Source organism: Corynebacterium sp. KPL2861 (genome assembly GCF_040225475.1).
Classification (GTDB): Bacteria; Actinomycetota; Actinomycetes; order Mycobacteriales; family Mycobacteriaceae; genus Corynebacterium.
This window is the reverse complement of sequence record NZ_JBEHFW010000002.1, coordinates 201,306-221,819: the sequence shown is the minus strand read 5'-3', so window position 1 is coordinate 221,819 and position 20,514 is coordinate 201,306. Positions and strand designations below refer to the sequence as shown.

Annotated in this window: 17 protein-coding genes; 9 read left to right on the top strand and 8 right to left on the bottom strand. The window is 59.0% G+C overall.

The window, feature by feature from the left end:
• Nucleotides 1-153: 153 nt before the first annotated feature.
• Nucleotides 154-951: an SGNH/GDSL hydrolase family protein gene (locus ABRP84_RS02650; RefSeq protein ID WP_349852616.1), complete on the top strand. Its 798-nt coding sequence runs from the start codon at nt 154-156 to the stop codon at nt 949-951.
• Here the strand turns inward: ABRP84_RS02650 and ABRP84_RS02645 are convergent.
• The 4 genes from ABRP84_RS02645 to ABRP84_RS02630 form a co-directional block, all read right to left on the bottom strand.
• Nucleotides 934-1,446 carry a flavin reductase family protein gene (locus ABRP84_RS02645; RefSeq protein WP_349852615.1) on the bottom strand — a complete coding sequence of 171 codons (513 nt, stop codon included), beginning with the start codon at nt 1,444-1,446 and terminating at the stop codon, nt 934-936. The two genes, ABRP84_RS02650 and ABRP84_RS02645, sit on opposite strands and share 18 nt — an antisense overlap.
• Nucleotides 1,419-1,589, bottom strand: a complete 171-nt coding sequence (locus ABRP84_RS02640) for a hypothetical protein (RefSeq protein ID WP_349852614.1) — start codon at nt 1,587-1,589, stop codon at nt 1,419-1,421. Before ABRP84_RS02640 ends, ABRP84_RS02645 begins: the two co-directional genes overlap by 28 nt.
• A 1-nt stretch (nt 1,590) precedes the next feature.
• Nucleotides 1,591-3,144: a histidine ammonia-lyase gene (gene hutH, locus ABRP84_RS02635; protein WP_349852613.1), complete on the bottom strand. Its 1,554-nt coding sequence runs from the start codon at nt 3,142-3,144 to the stop codon at nt 1,591-1,593.
• Nucleotides 3,145-3,218: 74 nt separating this feature from the next.
• Entirely contained in the window at nt 3,219-3,962 is a 744-nt protein-coding gene (locus tag ABRP84_RS02630; protein WP_349852612.1) for an IclR family transcriptional regulator, read from the bottom strand.
• 62 nt (nt 3,963-4,024) lie between these two features.
• On the opposite strand from ABRP84_RS02630, the gene hutG reads away from it, so the two are divergent.
• Nucleotides 4,025-4,963, top strand: a complete 939-nt coding sequence (hutG, locus tag ABRP84_RS02625) for a formimidoylglutamase (RefSeq protein ID WP_349852611.1) — start codon at nt 4,025-4,027, stop codon at nt 4,961-4,963.
• Between the two features lie 3 nt (nt 4,964-4,966).
• Here the strand turns inward: hutG and ABRP84_RS02620 are convergent, their stop codons facing one another.
• The gene (locus ABRP84_RS02620; RefSeq protein ID WP_349852610.1) at nt 4,967-6,313 is read right to left on the bottom strand and encodes a YjiH family protein; all 1,347 of its coding nucleotides are present in this window, start codon (nt 6,311-6,313) and stop codon (nt 4,967-4,969) included.
• Nucleotides 6,314-6,440: 127 nt separating this feature from the next.
• Between ABRP84_RS02620 and ABRP84_RS02615 the strand changes: the two genes are divergently transcribed.
• The 4 genes from ABRP84_RS02615 to ABRP84_RS02600 all read left to right on the top strand — a co-directional run bounded on the left by ABRP84_RS02615 (nt 6,441) and on the right by ABRP84_RS02600 (nt 10,981).
• Nucleotides 6,441-6,869 carry a (deoxy)nucleoside triphosphate pyrophosphohydrolase gene (locus tag ABRP84_RS02615; RefSeq protein ID WP_349852609.1) on the top strand — a complete coding sequence of 143 codons (429 nt, stop codon included), beginning with the start codon at nt 6,441-6,443 and terminating at the stop codon, nt 6,867-6,869.
• Nucleotides 6,870-7,349: 480 nt separating this feature from the next.
• Entirely contained in the window at nt 7,350-8,387 is a 1,038-nt protein-coding gene (locus tag ABRP84_RS02610) for a DNA cytosine methyltransferase (protein WP_349852608.1), read from the top strand.
• Nucleotides 8,388-8,395: 8 nt separating this feature from the next.
• A complete protein-coding gene (locus ABRP84_RS02605) occupies nt 8,396-9,316 on the top strand; it encodes a NaeI family type II restriction endonuclease (protein ID WP_349852607.1) in 921 nt (306 codons plus the stop codon).
• Nucleotides 9,317-9,688: 372 nt separating this feature from the next.
• Nucleotides 9,689-10,981: an Nramp family divalent metal transporter gene (locus tag ABRP84_RS02600; protein WP_349852606.1), complete on the top strand. Its 1,293-nt coding sequence runs from the start codon at nt 9,689-9,691 to the stop codon at nt 10,979-10,981.
• Nucleotides 10,982-11,076: 95 nt separating this feature from the next.
• On the opposite strand, the gene ABRP84_RS02595 is transcribed toward ABRP84_RS02600, so the two are convergent.
• Nucleotides 11,077-12,312: an MFS transporter gene (locus ABRP84_RS02595; RefSeq protein ID WP_349852605.1), complete on the bottom strand. Its 1,236-nt coding sequence runs from the start codon at nt 12,310-12,312 to the stop codon at nt 11,077-11,079.
• Nucleotides 12,313-12,424: 112 nt separating this feature from the next.
• Between ABRP84_RS02595 and ABRP84_RS02590 the strand changes: the two genes are divergently transcribed.
• Nucleotides 12,425-12,937 carry a hypothetical protein gene (locus ABRP84_RS02590; protein ID WP_349837807.1) on the top strand — a complete coding sequence of 171 codons (513 nt, stop codon included), beginning with the start codon at nt 12,425-12,427 and terminating at the stop codon, nt 12,935-12,937.
• Between the two features lie 3 nt (nt 12,938-12,940).
• Here ABRP84_RS02590 and ABRP84_RS02585 read toward each other — a convergent pair whose 3' ends face one another.
• Nucleotides 12,941-13,798 carry a DNA primase gene (locus tag ABRP84_RS02585; RefSeq protein WP_349852604.1) on the bottom strand — a complete coding sequence of 286 codons (858 nt, stop codon included), beginning with the start codon at nt 13,796-13,798 and terminating at the stop codon, nt 12,941-12,943.
• A gap of 82 nt (nt 13,799-13,880) precedes the next feature.
• The gene (locus tag ABRP84_RS02580) at nt 13,881-15,584 is read right to left on the bottom strand and encodes a carboxylesterase/lipase family protein (RefSeq protein WP_349852603.1); all 1,704 of its coding nucleotides are present in this window, start codon (nt 15,582-15,584) and stop codon (nt 13,881-13,883) included.
• Nucleotides 15,585-15,727: 143 nt separating this feature from the next.
• Between ABRP84_RS02580 and ABRP84_RS02575 the strand changes: the two genes are divergently transcribed.
• Nucleotides 15,728-16,465 (top strand): hypothetical protein, encoded by a 738-nt coding sequence (locus ABRP84_RS02575; RefSeq protein WP_349852602.1) that lies wholly within the window; start codon nt 15,728-15,730, stop codon nt 16,463-16,465.
• 163 nt (nt 16,466-16,628) lie between these two features.
• Nucleotides 16,629-20,384 (top strand): multifunctional oxoglutarate decarboxylase/oxoglutarate dehydrogenase thiamine pyrophosphate-binding subunit/dihydrolipoyllysine-residue succinyltransferase subunit, encoded by a 3,756-nt coding sequence (locus tag ABRP84_RS02570; RefSeq protein ID WP_502879770.1) that lies wholly within the window; start codon nt 16,629-16,631, stop codon nt 20,382-20,384.
• The last annotated feature ends 130 nt before the right edge of the window (nt 20,385-20,514 follow it).

Here is a 20,514-nt window from a genome sequence, read left to right as displayed (position 1 = left end):
CCGTGCCCTACCCCAAGGCCGGTTTCCCGGGGCTGTCTCCCGGGGGCTTGGCGAGCGTCACAGATATCAATTTAGTGTGATGCACAACGTATTTAGAGCTTGCTCAGTCACCAACTGTCTGGCATTTCAGACTCTGCGGCTACGATGGCATTCATGCGCCACGTATTGCCCGCCCTCGCCGCCGCCTGCCTGCTTGCAGGATGTTCCTCGCAGCCAGAGGAAGTTCCAGAAGTCCCCGAAAACTATGTGGCCCTCGGGGATTCCTATGCTGCGATGGGCTCGACGACGCTCCCGCTGGATCCGCCCGATTCCTGCGCCAGAGCACAAGATTCCTACCCAGAACTCGCCGCGGAGGAAATCTCCACGAGTTCTTTCCGCAACGTCGCCTGCCAGGGCGCGAGCACGCTGGATGTTTTATCCTCCGCGGGCGAGCACCCCGCCCAGGTGGACGCGCTGGCTGCGGATACGTCCCTTGTTTCCTTGAGCATCGGCGGCAACGATGCCAGCTTTGTGCGCCTGACCCAATGCGCAACGGACGATATATGCCAAGACGAATCGGGCCCGCAAATAGAACTGGAGCTACACGATCTGCCCCAACGCCTAGACAAGGTCTACGGGGAAATCGCCCACCGCTCACCTGAGGCGAAGGTCCTTGCCACCGGCTATATACCCCTCATCAATCCCGGCGAGACTTGCCCCTTCATAGAAAAAATCCCGGCCACAGACCGGGAGTGGTTGGCAGATACCATTCAGCGCATCAACAAAGCGGTGCGCGAGGCCGCCGAACGCAACGGCGCCACCTACGTGCTGCCTGACGATGCCCCGCAGCATTCCGCCTGCTCGGATGAGCCGTGGGTGGACTTTACGGGGCAGGATACCGATTCCTTCCCCATGCACCCCACCCATGCGGGCCAAGTGGCGATGGCGCAGGCGTTACGCAGAGCCCTCTAGCCCGGCACGAGCGGCATCGTCCGATCCGGGAACACGCATCTCAAACTTTTCGGTAACCACCGTGTAGTCGAAATAGCCCATGCGTGCAATGGGTTTAATCCGGACGATATCGAGTTTGCCATCCTTATCAACAACGGATTCATCAATGTGGATGGTCTTCACGTCCGCAACCACGAGGTCAATCGTGCCGACCTTGGAATTTCCCGGCAGGCGCAGCGTGGTCTTGTATTCGCACTCAAATTTCACTGGGGACTCTTTCACCATGGGGATGCGGTAGTTCTCCGCGTATTCCTTGGTGACATTCAGGCGCTCCCATTCGCTATCGCCATGTTCGAGCACCTGTGCGGACTTATTAACCTCTTCACGCAGTTCATAGGTGGCCATATTCCACACAAACCAGCCGGTTTCCTCCGCATTGAGCACAGTGTCCTTTCGCCGACCATCCGGGTATTGATTGGCGGAGAACATCACCATGGGTGGGTCAGGTTTTGCCACTGGCTATACGGGGCGATATTTTCTCGGCCCTCGCTATCAATACTGGACAACCACCCAATGGGACGCGGCACCGTGCTGGACTTAAACGGCGAATACGGCAGCGGGTTCGGCTCGGACTGCGGGTTCCACTTTAAAGAAGCCATATTAACCACGCAGCATTCCGGTGGCGGCCTCGACGGCATCGATCAGCGCGCCAGACTTGACCAGGCGCACGGTCTCCTCGATTTCCGGCGATAGGTAGCGGTCGGTACCGGGGCCAGGAACGGTCTCACGCAGGGCGGCAATGACCGCGCCTGTGCCGCCAGCGGGTGTTCCCTCACGCATGTCGATGGCGCGCGCTGCGGTGAGGATTTCCACTGCCAGGACGCGCTGCAGGCCATCAACGGCCTTGCGCAGCTTGCGGGCGGCTGACCAACCCATAGACACGTGGTCTTCCTGCATGGCAGAAGAAGGAATGGAATCGGCCGAGGCCGGTGTGGCCAGGCGCTTTAATTCGCTGACGATGCCCGCCTGGGCGTATTGGGCGATCATGTGGCCGGAGTCGACACCGGGGTCATCGGCAAGAAAGGCGTTCAAGCCGCGGTTGCGGGCCGGATCCAGGAAGCGGTCGGTGCGGCGCTCAGAGATGGACGCCAGATCCGCGGTAACGATGGAGAGGAAATCAAGCGCATAGGCCACCGGGGCGCCGTGGAAGTTGCCGTTGGAGACCACGCGGCCGTCCTTGGCCACCACCGGGTTATCAACGGCGGCGGCGAGCTCGCGCTCTGCTACCTGCGCGGTGTGTGCCAAGGTATCGCGGAAACCGCCGGCCACCTGCGGCGCGCAACGCACCGAGTAGGCGTCCTGAACCTGGTTCTTCTTGAACTCCTCCAGCGCCGCGGCGAGGATTTCGGAGCCGTCTGCCACCTGGCGGATATTGGCAGCGGAATCGGCCTGACCTGGGTGCGGGCGCAACTGCTGCAGGTCATCGGCAAAGACAACGAGGGTGCCGAGCAGGCCTTCTACCGTCATGGCGGTGGCGATATCGGCGGTCTTGGCGGCCGCGCGCAGGTCAGTGATGGCCAGGCAGAGCTGGCCCAGCATGCCATCGGTGCCGTTGATAAGGGCAAGGCCCTCCTTTTCGCGCAGCTCCAGCGGCTCGATGCCGGCGGCGGCAAGGGCCTCGCCGGCGTCCTTGAGCTCGCCGCCCACGCGCACCTCGCCCTCGCCCAAGAGCGCTAGGGCGCAGTGGGCCAGCGGGGCCAAGTCGCCGGAGCAGCCCAGCGAACCGTATTCGCGCACCACCGGCACGATGCCGGCGTTAAGGGCCTTGGCGTAGGTTTCTACCACCACGGGGCGCACGCCGGTACGGCCGGTGCACAGGGTGGATAGGCGCAGCAGCATGAGCGCGCGGATGACTTCTTCTTCTACCTCAGGGCCGGTGCCGGCCGCGTGGGAGCGCACCAGGGATAGCTGCAACTGCGCGCGCATCTCTTCTGGAATGTGGCGGCGGGCAAGCGCGCCGAAACCGGTGGAGATTCCGTAGACCGGCGTGGGATCCTGGGCCAGTTCTTCGACCCGGTCGCGCGTGGAGGCAACCTCGTCCAGGGCCTCGGCGGAGATTTCTACCGTGGCGCCGTAACGGGCAACCGCCACGACTTCCTCAATGGTCAGCGCTCCGACGCCGACGGTAACGGTGGATGAGTATGCATTAGGCATGATGACTCCTAGTGTCTTTAGGGCAGCAAAATATAGCTCACGTCACAGCCTAACGCGCTAGCCCGCATGGTACCTCACTTTTCGCGCTGGCGATACATTTTCCCCGCGACTTTCTCCGCGGCCTGGCGCAGCGCCGCAATGAGCGCCTCTACCCTATCTGCCGGCGTGGACACGGGATAGGTCACCGCAATGGCCGCAGCAGGCCGCTCCAGGTGGTCCAGGATGGGCACTGCCACCGAGGCCTGCCCCCGCGAGATTTCTTCCACCTCTTGGTCCCATCCGCGCGCAAGGGCCCGGTCCAGCTGCTTTTTAAGGAAACCAAAATTTTCCCCGCCCGCAGTATCGAAGGCGGCCTTGACCTCCCATTCCGGCAGGTGCGCCAGCATCACCCTGCCCGATGCCGTCTTATGCGCCTGCAGGCGCACCCCCACCTCCGTGACCAAGGAGGTCGCACCCGGCGCGCGGACCTCCTGCAGGTATAAAATCTCCGAGCCTGCCATGCGCGAAAGGTGCCCAGATCCACCTACCAACCGCGCGCATTCCTCCAGATCACGCGTGGCCATGCGCACCAGCGGCTGCTGGGTTACATACGCAGAGGCCATCGAATACGCGGCCAGCCCCAGGCCATAGGTCTTGTGCTCGGGCAGGTGCGCGACGAACCCGGCATCGACCATTTCCGCGAGCAGGTGGTACGTGGTCGAGCGCGGCAGGCCGAGCTCGCCTTGGATGCGGGCGGCGGAAATCGGGACATCGATAGTAGATAGCAGCTTGAGGATATCTAGGGCATGGCGCGCGGCGGGGACTCGGTTAGCACTCACAGCGCCCAATTATATTCCGCTACTGCCAGACAAATTCACCGCACGCTTCTAGTATCGGCACTATGAATACCGAATCAGCCCCACTTTTTACTCCCGCCCCCGATTGGTCCGGCCGCTCCGATGGCCCCGGCCCCGAGCACGCGCGCTGGCATAGTGTTATCAACCAAGCCGAATCCGCGCCCGTAACCCTGTTGGGCTTTGCCTCCGATGAGGGCGTGCTGCGCAACGGCGGCCGCCAAGGTGCCGCCGCCGGCCCCGCCGCCCTGCGCACAGCCCTTGGCTCCCTCGCGGTCCACCACGGCCATGCGCTTGCCGATGCCGGAACCATCACCACCCAAGGCGACGATCTCGACGGCGCACACGAGGCGCTATCTGACAAGGTCGAAGAACTCGTCCGCAGCGCTACCCTGCCGATCATCTTGGGCGGCGGGCACGAAACCGCCTTCGGCTCCCACCGCGGCCTATTCCGCGCGCGCGGTGCCACCCCCATCATCAACCTGGATGCCCACTTCGATCTCCGCCACGCGGACCACGCCACCTCCGGCACGCCCTTTACCCAGATTTCCCAGCTCACCGATGACTTTGACTACACCGTCTTCGGTATTTCCCGCCCCAATAACACCGCGGTGCTATTCAACGATGCCGATAAGCTCGGCGTTAACTACACCTTGGATGAGGAGCTGGTGAACCTCACCCCGGCCGAATGCGGCGCGCTCGCCACCCAGGCCACCGCCGCCGCGGACAAGGTGCACCTCTCCATCGACTTGGACGTGCTTCCCGCCTCCACCGCGCCGGGTGTATCCGCCCCGGCCAGCCTCGGCGTTGCCTACGAGCGCATCCGCGCCTTGGCGGTCGCCATCGCCGCGACGGGCAAGCTCGCGCTTGTCGATGTCGTCGAGCTCAACCCCACCTTTGACATAGACAACCGCACCGCCAAGGCAGCGGCGCGGCTTATCGATGAGATCGTTAATGCCCACCTCACTGCGGTAAGCGGGCAATAAACATCAAAACAGAAGGTGCGCAATCGGGGTTGCAATCACGATGGTGAGGGCTACGCGCTCAAACCAGATGATGACCAGGTGGGATAGCTTCACCGGAATCTTGGTGGCCAAAATGCACGGCACCAAAGCGGAGAAGAAGATAATGGCAGAGACCGCCACGACCCCGATGACGAATTTCAGCACCATGGAGTCACTGCCTGCCACCGCGGTGGCGGGCAGGAACATCTCCGCAATGCCCATCGCCGCGGCCTTGCCTCCAAGCGCCGGCTCCGGCAGCTGCACTATCCAAGCAAAGGGATAAAACAGGTACCCAATCCATTCAAAGATCGGGGTAAACCGCGCAAGCAGCAAGCCAATAAGGCCCACCGACATAATGGACGGCACGATGGCCGCGGCCATGCGCACGCCATCGCGCAGGTTATCCCAAATGGCCTGCGGCAGCGACGGCGCGCGCTGCAATGCCAGCATCGCCTCGCGCCACGCATTCTTAAAGCGCGATCCTTCCACCGGCTTTTCCGGGTCAGGCTCTACACCCGCGCAGTATTCATCCGGAATCGTCCGCAGCGGCGGGATGCGCACGGTAATGGCCGTAACCAGGAACGTCACCAGCAGTGTGACGGCAAAGTAGGTGCCCCAGATATTCATCAGGTCCAGCTGCTTGGCCACAATGACCATAAACGCCGCCGATACCGTGGAAAACCCCGTGGCAATAACGGCAGCCTCTCTGCCGGTATAACCGCCCTTTTGATAGACGCGGTCCGTGACCAAGATGCCCAGCGAATACGACCCCACGAAGGATGCCACCGCATCGATAGCGGAGCGCCCCGGCGTCTTCCACAGCGGGCGCATAATCGGCTGCATCAGCACCCCAACAAATTCCAAAAGCCCAAAGCCAATAAGAAATGCCAGGAAGGTACCGCCGATGGGCACGATAAGCCCCACCGGCGTAGCAATGGAGTTCCACAAGAAGGGAACCAAGTCCTCATCGCCCAATACCCACGGCAGCGCGTCAATGACCATGAGGAAGGAAATGACCGCGCCTGCGATATTGAGGACCGCAAAGACCGCCTGCAGTGTGCTTTGCTTAAACGCCCCAGTGCTAAAGCTGCGCACCGTTCCATACACGGCGAGCGCAAAAATAAGCCACGGCACCACCGCCGGGATGCTATCGCGCACGATGGTGACCATGTGGTCCAAAGGAATGGAGTTCTTTTCCTTATACGTCACAGGAAAGAAGAACACGAATGCGCCAATGGCGCTATAAACAAAGAGTTTCCACCGTCCTCCAGGCCGCGGGACTTCCCCGTCATGGCTCTGGATGGAGGAATTAACTGAATCAGTAGAAGTCACGATAGACCGCCCCTCAAGCTTGCATGATGATCAAGCCCGCGCGACAGCCTGACGCGAACATTGGGGATATGTTAGCTAAATTACATCTTGTTGTCTAGCGTTTCTTAGCTCAAGGCACAATGGGACTATGTCTAACCCCATCCGCGTCGTCGGCGCCGTCTTTCACGATGGCGATCGCTTCCTCGCCTGCCGCAAGAAACCCGGAAAACCCCTAGAAGGACATTGGGAATTTCCGGGCGGAAAAATCGAACCGGGAGAATCACCCGAACAGGCTTTAGCCCGCGAAATTCGCGAGGAACTGAACCTTACTGCCCGCGTAGGCAGCAAACTCACGACGACCATCTACGAGTACGACTTTGCCACCATCGAACTAACCACCTTTTATTGCACGCTCACCAGCGGCGAGCTTCGCCTGAGCGATCATGACGCAACCAGGTGGGTTACCCCCGCAGAAGCAATGGAGCTGACCTGGGCGCCAGCGGATATTCCAGCCGTGGAAAAACTCACTCCTAATCGAAAGATAGGTAGCTCAAGTCTTTTCTTCGATAAGATCTAGTCGCTAGCATTCTCCGCACATCCTCCGCTAAGTAGGTGACAAGTTGAGGGTCTTGCTCTGTTAGGGCTGCAATTCCAGCCGTAGCTTTACCTCCGTTAGTGGGCTTTCCTACATAGGAAGGCCTGGCACTATATAGATCAGAGTATTTTCGCCCGACCCCATTTACGTTTCTAAACTTAGGCCCAAGTTCAACTCCGCCTCCGTGCATTAATCCCCCCCAGCCAGGAGTTCAGCGACTCGACTCAGCTCTCGCTCCGGACAAGACGAAGGCCACCCAAGTTTGATTCCAACCTCAGCAACGAGAAGAATCTCGTCTCGCAACCATTTCAGACTTCTCAAGACTTCTCCAATCATTTCGAACAGACATTCCATACACGCTTAGCAATATGTCCACACTCTGCATATGCTCCTAAAGGTAAAATAGTTGAACCTCTAGGCCCCGCGCGTCCGCATCACGAAATTTCTAGAAAGGATTTCCCAGTGACCTATAAGAAACTAACTTCACTAGAAATTTGTGCTGGGGCCGGTGGTCAAGCTCTAGGACTAGAGAATGCGGGATTCACGCACAAAGCTGTCATCGAAGTCGACCAATGGGCTGCACAGACTCTACGCCTCAACCGTGGAGATTCAGGATCTCATGGAAAGTGGAACGTTCTAGAAATGGATGTTCGCGACTTCGATGGCAAACCATGGCGTCATAAAATAGATCTCTTTGCCGGAGGAGTTCCTTGCCCGCCATTTTCCATTGCCGGCAAACAGTTAGGGGCCGATGATGACCGTGATCTTTTCCCAGAGGCACTGCGCCTGATCAATGAGATAGACCCACCTGCTGTCCTTTTGGAAAACGTAAAAGGACTCGGCCAAAAGCGCTTCGCTGACTACCGCCGAAATATAATTATCAAGCTTGAAGAGTTGGGATACCAAGTATTCTGGGAGCTCCTCCAAGCTGCCGATTACGGAGTTCCGCAGCTACGACCTCGTTTCATCTTAGTAGCCCTAAAGAAGGAGTTCTCCGAGTTTTTCGCGTGGCCAAACAAAGTTCCTCACCAAGTAACGGTTGGAGAAGCTCTTAAAGATCTAATGGCCGAAAATGGCTGGAAAGGCGCAGAGAAATGGGCTACAAACGCAAACACAGTTGCACCGACTCTCGTAGGCGGAAGCAAGAAACACGGTGGCGCTGACGTAGGCCCCACACGGGCAAAGCAGGCTTGGAAAGCACTCGGCGTTAAAGGCACTTCCATCGCGGAGGAAGCGCCTTCCTCAGACTTCTCGTTGAACTCCGAAGAAGAGTTACCGCGCCTCACAGTCCGCATGGGTGGCGTGATCCAGGGATTTCCAGATGATTGGAACTGGGCAGGAGGGAAAACTGCTCAGTGGCGACAAGTTGGCAATGCATTCCCACCCCCTGTCGCCAAAGCTATAGGGGAACAGATCAAAAAAGCATTGCGTAAGCGCCCACTAACTAAATCGGAACAGCCCGCCGAACCAGCTCAAATATTGCAACCAACCTTGGCTTAGGAATTATTGTGACCACTCCGCACCATTCCGAAAAAGCAATCTCCCTTTTCATCGAGGCATTTCAGTCTGTTGATCCCGATGGAAAACGGCTCGCCAAAGTTTTTCGTGATTCTTTTGACCAAATCTACGATGGCCAACACACTGGACGCTATTCGATTGAACAGCTTTCCAAAACTGAATCAGCCCATCTCGGGTCAATCGTAGAAATCAATATTCGACGCGAGTTTGACGACATAATTAATGACGGCGAAGTAATGGACTTCGAAATCCAAGATTACGAAGTTGATTGTAAATATTCGAAGTCTCGCTTTGGCTGGATGATACCTAGTGAAGCACTCGGACATCATGGCATGCTTTGCCACGCAGACGACGCAAATTCCCTCTTTCGGGTTGGCTTCATCAAGTTTGATAACTCTGTCCTCACCAAAGGTGGAAACCGTGATGGAAAACGGACAGTATCAGCTGCAGGCAGGAAATACATAACCTGGCTGTACTTTGATGAACCCTTTCCCCCAAATACCCTTCTGCAACTGGATCCGGACGACAAAGACAGAATACTCTCGCTCAATTCGGGCGCCGCACGCTTGAACGAATTATTTCGAACAGCGCAGGAGATGAGAATCCCACGCGGCATCGTAGCTACCGTGGCGCAACAGAAAGACTATATGAAGCGGATACGCTACAACGGAGGTTCACGCTCAGCACTTCAGCCCGAAGGGATCGTTATTTTGGGCGATTACAACGCTCATCGCGAAATTGCTGATGCGCTTCAACTCCCTATTCCAGGTGAAGGAGAATCCCTGTCTATTCGGCTTTTTCCTCTGCAACCAGATGAAGATGAAAAGTTTGTGACCATCGATGGGGTCAACTGGCGAAAAGCCCGTGAATCGGACCCAATCGTCGCAGCACCCCAAATCCCATTTAAATAGCGGAATAGCATCGAGTACATAGCCGATACTGCTGAATTTTGAATTACCTCTGCCTTGATGAAGTTTGTTTAATCAAATTTCAATATGAGATAGACGGAATTAAATATTTTGACCGTAAATCTTGGTTTTAATATCAGTCGATTAACAAAGTTTTAGCTAATACCCTCCACCACAGCTCAAGGCACCAGAGAATCAGCAGAACACTGAGGATAGAGCCGTCTTCAATCTCAAACTTTTCACTCCAGTCGCTCCCGGTGCTCAACCAGGCATTGTCCAGGAGGTTAGTAATTAGTTAACTCAAGGAGCGATTTACTCGCGAAAGTGATACATTCCCTTTAAGTGATTCACACCACAGCCACTTAAGGAAGTGTCATGAGCCAATCAGATAACCACACCGGCGCAACATCCGACGAAGGCCAACAGACACACAACTCTGAGCCACAAGCAAAGGTGAAATGGACCCTCGTAGGTCCGGGTTTGGTCGCCGCAGCCACCGGCGTCGGTGCCGCCGACTTGGTGGCAACCATGATTGCCGGCCAGCGCTACGGTTACGCACTGTTGTGGGCCGTCATCGTCGGTACGATTATGAAAATTGTGCTGGTGGAAGGCGTCGGCCGCTATAGCTTGGCCACCGGAAACACCATGTTCCACGGCTGGCGGGAGCTAGGGCGCTGGACCTCGTGGTACTTCGCGCCCTACATCGTCATCTGGGGATTGGTATATGGCGCAGCCGCCATGTCCGGCACCGGCTTGGCATTGAGCGCGCTCTTCCCCGGTACAAGCTTGACTATGTGGGCCATCCTGACCGGCGTCTTGTGCTTTGCGCTTACGTGGTTGGGCCAATACCAGCTCTTTGAAAAGCTTGCCGCCGTATTAGTTGGCATCATGTTTGTCACCGTGGTGGGCATTGCAGCAATTACCGCGCCTAATTTGCCAGAGATTCTGCGCGGCCTTGTACCCACCATCCCGGATGGTTCTTTCGTCTACGTGCTCTCCATCGCCGGCGGTGTCGGCGGCACCATTACCCTTGCTGCCTACGGTTACTGGCTACGTGAGAAGAAATGGTTCACGCCCAAGTGGATGAAGGTCATGCGCATGGATAACTCTGTGGCTTATGCAGTCACCGGTATCTTCGTGCTCGCTACGCTAGTCCTTGGTGCCGAGCTTTTGTATAGCGCCAATGTCGCTGTCTCCGATAACGACCAGGGCTTGGTGGATATGGCGGACGTGCTGGAGGCTCGCTACGGAACCTTTATTTCTAAGTGGTTCATCGTCGGATTCTTCTCTGCCGCATTCTCTTCCTGCTTGGGCGTGTGGAACGGTGTGTCCCTCATGTTTGCGGACTACGTGGGCCACCTGAAGAACCTCCCACAAGGCCACCCCAGCACCAGCACGGGCGGTAAGTACTACCGCGCTTACCTCATCTGGTTGACCTTCCCGCCGATGCTGCTCCTGCTGCTGGGCAAGCCCACCGGGTTGATCATTGGCTACGGCGTCTTGGGCGCATTCTTCATGCCCTTCCTGGGACTTACTCTCTTGGTTCTGCTGAATACCAAGCACACCCCGAAAAAATGGCGCAATGGCTGGTTCATCAACACCCTGATGGGCATCATTTCTGCGGCCTTTGTCTACCTGTGCGTGTCCCAGGTCGCAGGGCTCTTCTAGCCCTGTTGCTCGTAATCTTCAAGGTACGCGCCGATCACCCTTAGGCTCTCGACCTCGTGGAGCGGGATGCGTCGGCACTGAGCGGTTGCCGTTAACTATTTTTTCGGCATCCGCTCTACTTCCACCGTGGACTGCTGGCGGGGCTCGCGCCCGAAGAGCCAGGCAATGATGCCGAAAATGGCAATGGCGCCGCAGACGGTGAAGGCTGTGGGGAAGCCATAGACATCGGCAAGCAGCCCGATGAGCATGGGGCCCACGATCTGGCCGAAGTCTCCTGCCATCTGGAAGGCGGACAATACCTTGCCGCCGGAGCGCTCGTTGCCCACGATGTCTGCCACCGCGGCGGTCTGGGAAGGATTGATAAGGCCTGACGCAGCACCCGCAAGGGCGGATACGAGCAAGAGGAACCACACGCTGGTGGCCAGGCCCATGAGCACCATGAAGATGGCAGAACCCACCAAGCCAAGCAAGATCAGCGGCTTGCGGCCATGGAGATCGGACCACCGGCCGGAGAACTGGAGAATAATCGCATTGCCTGCGGCGAAGGCCGCGAGAGCCAAGCCCGAGGCTGCGGCGCCATTGTGGAAAATGGCGGCGGCGAATAGTGGCAGGACGGACACGCGCACGCCCATATTGATCCACCCGTGGGCAAAGTTGGAGGTCAGCACCGCGCGGAAGGCAGTATCGCCCCAGGCCTCCTGCAGGCGCATGGGCGGCAGTTCCGAGGTGGTGGTTTGGGAGTGGTTGACCCGCGGCATCTGCCACCAGACAACGAAAGCAGCGAGCATCACGCCGATGCCGTAGATGAAAAATGGCCAGCGAAAGCCCAGAAAAGACAGGCTGGCGCCGAGAACCGGGCCGGCGACATTGCCCAGCAGGAATGCCGTGGCATAGGTGGCGGAGCACTTACCGCGAATCGACGGTGGCGACAGGCGCACGATAAGGCCCATCGCGGAGACGGTAAACATGGTCGAGCCAAGCCCCGCCAATGCGCGCAACACCACAATGTGCCAATACTCTTGGGCAATGGCAACCAAACCCGTGGTCACGGCAACGGTCATCAGCCCCACCAGGTAGACGCGGCGCGAGCCGACGCAGTCTACCAACGAGCCAGACACGGGCGCGAAGATCAGCCGGGAGGCGGCGAAGATGGAGACCACCAGGCCGGCGGCGGCCATCGAGACATCAAAGCTGACCACGAACTGCGGCAAAAGCGGTGCGATAAGGCCATAACCTAAGGCGATAATGAACGCCGCCGTTACCATTACCCAGATTTCCCGCGGCACCTTGGGCTTTTCGTAGGGCGCCGGTTCGGCATTAGCACTCTTCATAGCACGTGCAACCTTATGCCTTTGAAGGTCTGAAAGCTATTTAGGCTACTCGTTCGGACATGTGTTTGTATTGTTCGAACTCGTGTCGGCCTTGCGGTTTAGAGTGAGTGCCATGCACAACGTAAATAAGAACTTTTCGCACACAGTACCCAGTCAACCCAGCGCCACGGCGACGGAAATCGCCGCCGACTTGGCCTATCACCACTATGAGACCGTCAGCTCAATTTCCGCCATCATGCACCACCCGCGGTCCTTGGCTCGTCCCACCCCGACGTGGCGCCCGCCCATAAAGCAACTGCCACCCACGCCAGGCGGTGCGGACTACAGCATGAGCATTACACGCCACCGCGTGGGAGCACGAGTAAAGGCACGGATCCGCGGGTTCGGCGAAAGCCGCATCCCCGCCTACCTCATCACCATTCGCATCACCGATAACTTTGGGCAGGTAGTCGATCCCGCCACGGCGGAAGGGTGGGTGCGCACGCTTGTCCCCGCAGAATTAGCTGGCGCCGTCCACGAAATCTCCCGCGGGCCAAATGCCACCTACGTATGGCTCGTGGATAGCGCCTTTAAACCCGTACGCTCGCCGGAATCCCTTTTCGCGGGATTCCAGCAAGCGGCCTAGGGCTTAGTTGTTGTTGCCTTCTTCGTCGTCGGCGACAGCGTCGTCGTCTTCGGTGAAGGTGTCGAAGAACTCAAGGTCCTCGTCCTCGTCATCATCGGCATCTTCGCAAAAGATGTCGTAGACGTCTGGTTCCTCGAAGTCATCCTCATCAAAGTTGACGAGCTGGGCCTCCCAGTCCAGAGCCTGTTCCGAGACCAATCCGAGCACGTCAAAGAGGCGGTCGAAATCGGTGTAGGTGCCCAGTTCCAGGGCCTCAGCGGGGACTTCCACGATGGGGATGTCATCAGAATCAGTGTTGTCAAAGAGGGCAAGGCGCTCGTTTTCATCGAGGTCCTCGCCTTCCTCGTCCACTTGCCACATCTCCGTGACGGCCTCATCCTCGAGCTCTTCAATGTCTTCTTCATCGAAGTCGAAGGCCAAGAAACGCACGATGGCAGAGGGCACGCCGTCGATGGTTTCTACCAATACGCGCAGCTCAGAATCATTGCCTACTTCCGCGACCACCAGATGCGGGTTGAGTTCATCCTGGTCAAACTCCAATTCCGCAATGCGCTCATCGGTGCCTTCCAAGAGGTCCCGCAAGACGGTGACAACCTGGTCGGTGGCGATGTGGCGGGAAACGGCCTCTACGGCGTCGTCGACGGAAAAGGCAACAGAGACCAGGACGGCCTCGAATTCTTCATCATCTTCATCCACATCCGCGGCAGCGATGTACACGTTGGCCGCCGGCAAGAGAGGATCGATTTCAACAAACTGGATTTCCAAATCAGAGGTGATTGGAACGAACATGACGTCTTCGTTGACGCGGGACTCAATGCCCTCGGCGTCCAATGCGGAAGCGATATCTTCGAAAAAGCTCATGGTGGTTTAAAAATCCATCCTTCGGAAGCAGAGGTCCCCGCGGTGGGCAAGACGCCGCCCGCGGTCACTGTGGAGTCTACCGCTAATCCCGCCGGTGTGGTTGGAAACCAAGGGAGCGCACCAGCTCTGGGCGCCCACTTCCCCACTCCACCATGTGGTAATCCTCCCACGCCTTGCGGCGACCGTCATTGGGGGCGTGCACGATATAGGCCTGTTCATCAAAGATCATGGTCGCGCGCTCACCGCCCTCATAGCGCGGCCACTGCGCCTTCGGGCTGCCGCCGTGGATGAACGCGGCCCAGTGATCCTGCATGGTGGAGGTCAATTCCTCCATCTCAGCGCGCGAGCCCCAGCCGGTTAACAGGGAGGCGCGCGAGGATTGGGGATCACCAAAGACATTGCCCAATTCCATCGAGTGCATGGCGCCTAGCCCCAGCCACTTCAAGACGGCAGAGGCGAAGTCGAAGCGGTACATCCAGGTATCGGCTACTTCAGAGTGGGCGCTGGCGATGCGGGTGGAGGGTGCCCAGAAGAGGGCATCGGCAAGCAGGTGCGCAAAATCTTCCCGTCGGACCGCACCGCGGTAGGCGGCGACGACCTCGGGGGCGTGGTGGGGATCATAGGAGGCCAAGAGCCGCAAGGCGGCGCGCTCCCGGGCGCTTTGGCGTTGAAAGAGGAACTTGCCAAAGCTGGCTTCGTCCGAATTGGTGCCTATCAGCAGCGGGATTTTGTGCTGGTGGCCCTGCTCAAAGGCGGTGATGGGGTGCTCGGGCAGAAGCTCGCCGTCCACTGTGGGCGCGTAGCAGGAGTTTAAGTGCAGGAGCTCGCCGGCGCGCCACATCATGGATTGGCCGGAGCGCACCACATCCGCGCAGTCTTCCTGGCGCAGGTCATCTACGCTCACCCGGCGCGGCAGGCCCACCCGGCGCGCAAGTTCGCGCGCCCACAAGGTGGATTGGGCGCGGGAATGCACCAGCGCGATGGGTGGGGATTGGGCAATGGCGCGATGGAAGAGCCCCTCGGCCGGCGGGCTGGTCATCAGCGCCAGCACCGCGGCACCACCCGCGGATTCGCCCATGAGGGTGACGGAGTCTGGGTCGCCGCCGAAGGCAGCGATATTGTCCCGTACCCAGTTAAGGGCCAGAATCTGATCCGCCACGGCGGGGTTGGCGCTGCACTCACCGCCGAGGCTGCGCAGGTCCAGATACCCCAAGGTGTTGAGGCGGAAGTTGATGGATACGTAGACCACGTTCATGCGGGTGGCGAGCTCAAATCCGCGCAGCATGAGCATGTGGGACGAGCCCATGATAAAGCTGCCGCCGTGCAGGTACACCACGACGGGCAGCTTTTCCTCCGTGCGGGGGCGCACGATGTCTAGGTACAAGCAGTCCTCGGAGCCGACGATGCGGTCGGTCCAGGAATACGTGGGCTGTGGAGCGATTGGCCCGAATTGGCTGCAATCGCGCACGCCATCCCAGCGCGGTGCCGGGCGTGGGGCGCGGAAGCGGTTGTCGCCGGACGTAGAGGCGCCGAAGGGGATGCCGCGCCACGTCCGCACCGGCCCGGCGCTAATGGGGCGATCTACTCGCAGGTCTTCCTCGATTACTCCGCGCACCCAGCCGGAGGTCGTGCGCACGGTGAGTTCATCCGCGTAGGCGTTTTGTGCCCGCTCGTGGGCCTGGCGGGCGCGCTCGTGTGCGCGCATGGCCCGCAAGCGCGCGGCAGCGATGGACTCTTCGGAATAAGAGTCCCCACTGTCGCGTTGACCATCCTGCGGGTAAGGCATACTCCCTACCTTAGGTAGATTGCACGCCGGCCGCGATCCGAATCGCACATGGCCGCCCCTTTCTTTCAAGGTCAGGGCTATGCTGGGTAAAAATCAATTAATACCACTGCCCCAACAAATTAAGGATTGGTGTGGGAGAAGGCATGTCCATATTTAAAAAGTCCGCCCCAGATGACGCAGCTACTGACACATATGACATCGATCCGGAGCACAGCGGCCGCTTTACCAAGGCGCTGCTAAACTCCCTGGACCGCGCCGTATCCGTGCAATCTGGTGTTATTTCCAAATACGTCAAGAACCTAAAGAAGCACCACCCAGAAGCCACTGAGCAAGAGTTGCAGGGCTTTATCAATAAGCACTTCATCAATATCACTACCGGCACGGGCGCTGCCGCTGGTGCCTCCGCATCCGTCCCCGGCATCGGATTATTCACGGGCGCGGCCACCATTGGAGCGGAATCCGTAGTCTTTCTTGAGGCCGCTGCGTGGTACATCCTGGCGTCCGCATACCTGCGCGGCGACGATATCTCCTCTCCCGAGCGCCGCCGCGCCCTAGTACTGGTGGTGCTAACGGGCTCAAAGGGTTCCGCGGTGGTCGATACCTTCGTTGGTGACCTCAGCACGGTCACGGGGGCGCGTTCCGTAGCCTCCCTTTCCCGGTTTTCTGGGCCCACGCTATCTGGCATCAATGGCCGCCTGACTAAAGTATTTACCAAACAGATCTCCAAGCGCATGAAGTGGGCCTGGGTGGGCAAACTCATGCCCATGGGCATCGGAGCGATCATTGGCACGAAGGCCAACCGCAAACTGGCCAATCAGGTCATCGAACACGCCCGCCAGCAGCTCTCCCCTCTTTCCCACACTAAGGCGGGTACCCAGTGATCGTTTAGAGCGAATTCAGTACCCCTGACATAGTGAAGGTGAGGGATTGGCCCGTATCATATAGGCAGACACTTTGGCGGGTGAGATATGCGCTCGTACAAAGTCCGGACTAAAGTCGAATAAACGACCATATTAAAGCAGAGAAATGAGGCGAAAACCTGCCGTGAGCACATCGAGCATCTTCGGCCCGAATGCGTGGCTGATAGACGAGCAGTTCCAGCAGTACTCCAAGGATCCTAGCTCCGTAGACAAGGAGTGGCGCGACTATTTCGAAGCAAACGGCGCGCCCAAGGCGCAGCCAGAAGCTGAGGCTCCTTCTAAAGCATCTAAGCCACAGCCACAGAAGGCAAAGGCAGAGTCTAAGTCCTCGGCCAAGAAGACCGAAGGTACTACCACCGCCCGCAAGCAAGAGGCCCGCGATACCAACGTGAAGGACTCCGTATCCAAGGCCCAGGAAAAGTCCGCAAAGGCTAAGCATTCTGCAGGCAAGAATGCGCAGTCTCCGCTGGATAACCTAGAAGATTATAAGGGCGGCGACGAGCGCCAGCTCAAGGGCATGTTCAAGGCTATTGCTAAGAACATGGAAGAATCCCTCGAGATTCCTACCGCTACCACCGTACGCGATATGCCGGTCAAGCTCATGTGGGAAAACCGCTCCATGATCAATGACCACCTGAAGCGCACCCGCGGTGGCAAGATCTCCTTTACCCACATCATTGGCTACGCCATGGTCAAGGCCGTGCAGCTGCACCCTGGCATGAACGTGCGCTACGAGGAAAAGGACGGCAAGCCCTTCGTCGTCCAGCCTGAGCACATCAACCTGGGCCTGGCCATCGACCTCCCGCAGAAGGACGGTTCCCGCGCCCTCGTGGTCGCCGCCATCAAGGAGTGCGAGACTAAGTCCTTCGCCGAGTTCATTGAGGCTTACGAGGACATCGTTACCCGTTCCCGTAAGAACAAGCTCACCATGGATGACTTCTCTGGGGTCACCATTAACCTGACCAACCCGGGCGGCATCGGCACCCGCCACTCCATTGCCCGCCTGACCAAGGGCGCAGGCTCCATTATCGGCGTTGGTTCCATGGATTACCCGGCAGAGTTCGCTGGCGCCTCCGCTGACCGCCTGGCTGACTTGGGTGTCGGCCGCCTGGTTACGCTGACCTCCACCTATGACCACCGCGTCATCCAGGGTGCAGAGTCCGGCGAGTTCCTGCGCACCATCGGCCAGCTCATTGTTGATGATGCCTTCTGGGACGAGCTCTTCGAGTCCATGGGCGTTCCTTATGAGCCCTTCCGCTGGGCACAGGACATCCCCAACTCTGGCGTGGACAAGAACACCCGCGTCATGCAGCTCATCGAGTCCTACCGCTCCCGCGGGCACTTGCTTGCCGATTTCAACCCGCTCGGCTGGTCCCAGCCCGGCCTGCCTAGCCCCGATCACCGCGACCTCGACATCGCTACGCACGGCCTGACCATCTGGGATCTGGACCGCGTCTTCAATGTCGGCGGCTTCGGTGGTAAGGAACAGATGACCTTGCGTGAGGTGCTCTCCCGCCTGCGCGCTGCTTATACCCTGAAGGTCGGTTCCGAATACACCCACATCCTGGACCGCGACGAGCGCAGCTGGATGCAGGACCGCCTCGAGGCCGGCATGCCAAAGCCGACCAACGCCGAGCAGAAGTACATCCTGCAGAAGGTCAACGCCGCCGAGGCATTCGAGAACTTCCTGCAGACCAAATACGTGGGCCAGAAGCGCTTCTCCCTCGAGGGTGCTGAGACCCTCATCCCGCTGCTGGATTCCATCATCGACACCGCTGCGGGCCAGGGCCTCGACGAGGTTGTCATGGGCATGCCGCACCGCGGCCGTTTGAACGTGCTGTTCAATATCGTGGGCAAGCCGCTGGCGGATATCTTTGGCGAGTTCGACGGCAACTACAAGGGCGGCCAGCTCGGTGGCTCTGGTGACGTGAAGTACCACTTGGGCTCCGAGGGCGAGCACCTGCAAATGTTCGGCGATGGCGAAATCAAGGTCACCCTTGCTGCCAACCCGTCCCACCTTGAGGCTGTCGACCCAGTCATGGAGGGCATCGCCCGCGCCAAGCAGGACATCTTGGACAAGGGCAAGGACGGCTACTCCGTCGTTCCTGTCATGCTCCACGGCGATGCGTCCTTCACCGGCCTCGGCGTAGTGCAGGAGACCATCAACCTGTCCCAGCTGCGTGGCTTTACCAACGGCGGTACCGTCCACATCGTGGTCAACAACCAGGTGGGCTTTACCACCACCCCGGATTCTGGCCGTTCCACCCACTACGTCACCGACTTGGCAAAGGGCTTTGACTGCCCAGTCTTCCACGTCAATGGTGATGACCCAGAGGCCGTTGTCTGGGTAGGCCAGATGGCTGCAGAATACCGCCGCCAGTTTGGCAAAGACGTCTTCATTGACCTCGTGGTCTACCGCCTGCGCGGCCACAACGAGGCCGATGACCCATCCATGACCCAGCCGCAGCTGTACTCGGTCATCGAGAACCACGAGCCGGTGCGCGAGCACTACACCAACGAGCTCATCGGCCGTGGCGACCTGTCTGCTGAAGACGCCGAGGCAGCGGCGCGCGACTTCCACGACCAGATGGAGTCCGTGTTCACCGAGCACAAGGAAGCCGAGAAGGCCGGCCCGAAGGAACAGACCGGTATTACCTCCTCGCAGGAGCTCACCCACGGTCTGGATACCTCCATCACCGCTGAAGAGATGGTCGAGCTTGGCGATGCCTACGGCAACCCACCCGAGGACTTCGAGTACCACAAACGCGTGGCCAAGGTGGCCAAGGACCGTGCGAAGTCTGTCCGCGAAGGCGGCATCGACTGGGGCTGGGGCGAGCTGCTCGCCTTCGGTTCCTTGGCTAACCAGGGCAAGGTCGTGCGCCTGGCCGGTGAGGATTCCCGCCGCGGTACCTTCACCCAGCGCCACGCCGTGACCTTCGATCCCCGCAATAGCAACGAGTACAACCCGCTCAACTCCCTGGCAGTGTCCAAGGACAACGGCGGTAAGTTCATGGTCTACAACTCCGCGCTGACCGAGTTCGCTGGCATGGGCTTCGAATACGGCTACACCGTGGGTAACCCCGACGCCCTCGTGGCATGGGAGGCTCAGTTCGGTGACTTCGCAAACGGCGCCCAGACCATCATCGATGAGTACCTGTCTTCCGGTGAGGCCAAGTGGGGCCAGCTGTCCAGCCTGGTTCTCCTCCTGCCGCACGGCTACGAGGGCCAGGGCCCGGACCACTCCTCCGCCCGTATCGAGCGCTACCTGCAGCTGTGCGCGGAAGGTTCCATGACCGTGGCCCAGCCGTCCACCCCGGCTAACCACTTCCACCTGCTGCGCCGCCAGGCTTTGGGCGAGATGAAGCGCCCGCTGGTCGTCTTCACCCCGAAGTCCATGCTGCGTAACAAGGCCGCCACCTCCTCCGTTGAGGAGTTCACCGAGGTCAAGAAGTTCCGCTCCGTTATCAATGACCCCCACTTCGTGGACGTCAATAACAAGAAGGTCGGCGACACGGACAAGGTCAAGACCATCATGCTGGTCTCCGGCAAGCTCTACTGGGACCTGGAGAAGAAGCGCGAGGCCGACGGCCGCGATGACATCGCCATCGTCCGCGTGGAAATGCTCCACCCGATTCCGTTCAACCGCCTGAGCGAGGCATTCGAGATGTACCCGAACGCCACCCAGGTCCGGTTCGTACAGGACGAGCCCGCCAACCAAGGCCCATGGCCGTTCTACAACGAGCACCTGCGCGACCTCATTCCGGATATGCCGAAAATGGTCCGCGTCTCCCGCCGCGCCCAGTCCTCTACGGCTACGGGTAACGCCAAGGTGCACCAGATTGAGCAGAAGAACCTGCTTGAAGAGGCCTTCGACGTTTAACCGCCGAATCGGCACCTAGCGCACTGCAGCGCTGAATGCCCCAGTGAGGTTATTTCCTCACTGGGGCATTTTCATGGTTTCTGCTGCCTTCTCCCCGATCCTCCTACCTCGCCACCGTTCCTGCTCTCCC

Coding starts and splice junctions, on each gene's coding strand:
- ABRP84_RS02650 (WP_349852616.1), top strand. CDS start 154: ATGCGCCACGTATTGCCCGCCCTCGCCGCCGCCTGCCTGCTTGCAGGA.
- ABRP84_RS02640 (WP_349852614.1), bottom strand. CDS start 1,589: ATGGCTTCTTTAAAGTGGAACCCGCAGTCCGAGCCGAACCCGCTGCCG.
- hutH (WP_349852613.1), bottom strand. CDS start 3,144: ATGCCTAATGCATACTCATCCACCGTTACCGTCGGCGTCGGAGCGCTG.
- hutG (WP_349852611.1), top strand. CDS start 4,025: ATGAATACCGAATCAGCCCCACTTTTTACTCCCGCCCCCGATTGGTCC.
- ABRP84_RS02615 (WP_349852609.1), top strand. CDS start 6,441: ATGTCTAACCCCATCCGCGTCGTCGGCGCCGTCTTTCACGATGGCGAT.
- ABRP84_RS02600 (WP_349852606.1), top strand. CDS start 9,689: ATGAGCCAATCAGATAACCACACCGGCGCAACATCCGACGAAGGCCAA.
- ABRP84_RS02595 (WP_349852605.1), bottom strand. CDS start 12,312: ATGAAGAGTGCTAATGCCGAACCGGCGCCCTACGAAAAGCCCAAGGTG.
- ABRP84_RS02590 (WP_349837807.1), top strand. CDS start 12,425: ATGCACAACGTAAATAAGAACTTTTCGCACACAGTACCCAGTCAACCC.
- ABRP84_RS02585 (WP_349852604.1), bottom strand. CDS start 13,798: ATGAGCTTTTTCGAAGATATCGCTTCCGCATTGGACGCCGAGGGCATT.
- ABRP84_RS02580 (WP_349852603.1), bottom strand. CDS start 15,584: ATGCCTTACCCGCAGGATGGTCAACGCGACAGTGGGGACTCTTATTCC.
- ABRP84_RS02575 (WP_349852602.1), top strand. CDS start 15,728: ATGTCCATATTTAAAAAGTCCGCCCCAGATGACGCAGCTACTGACACA.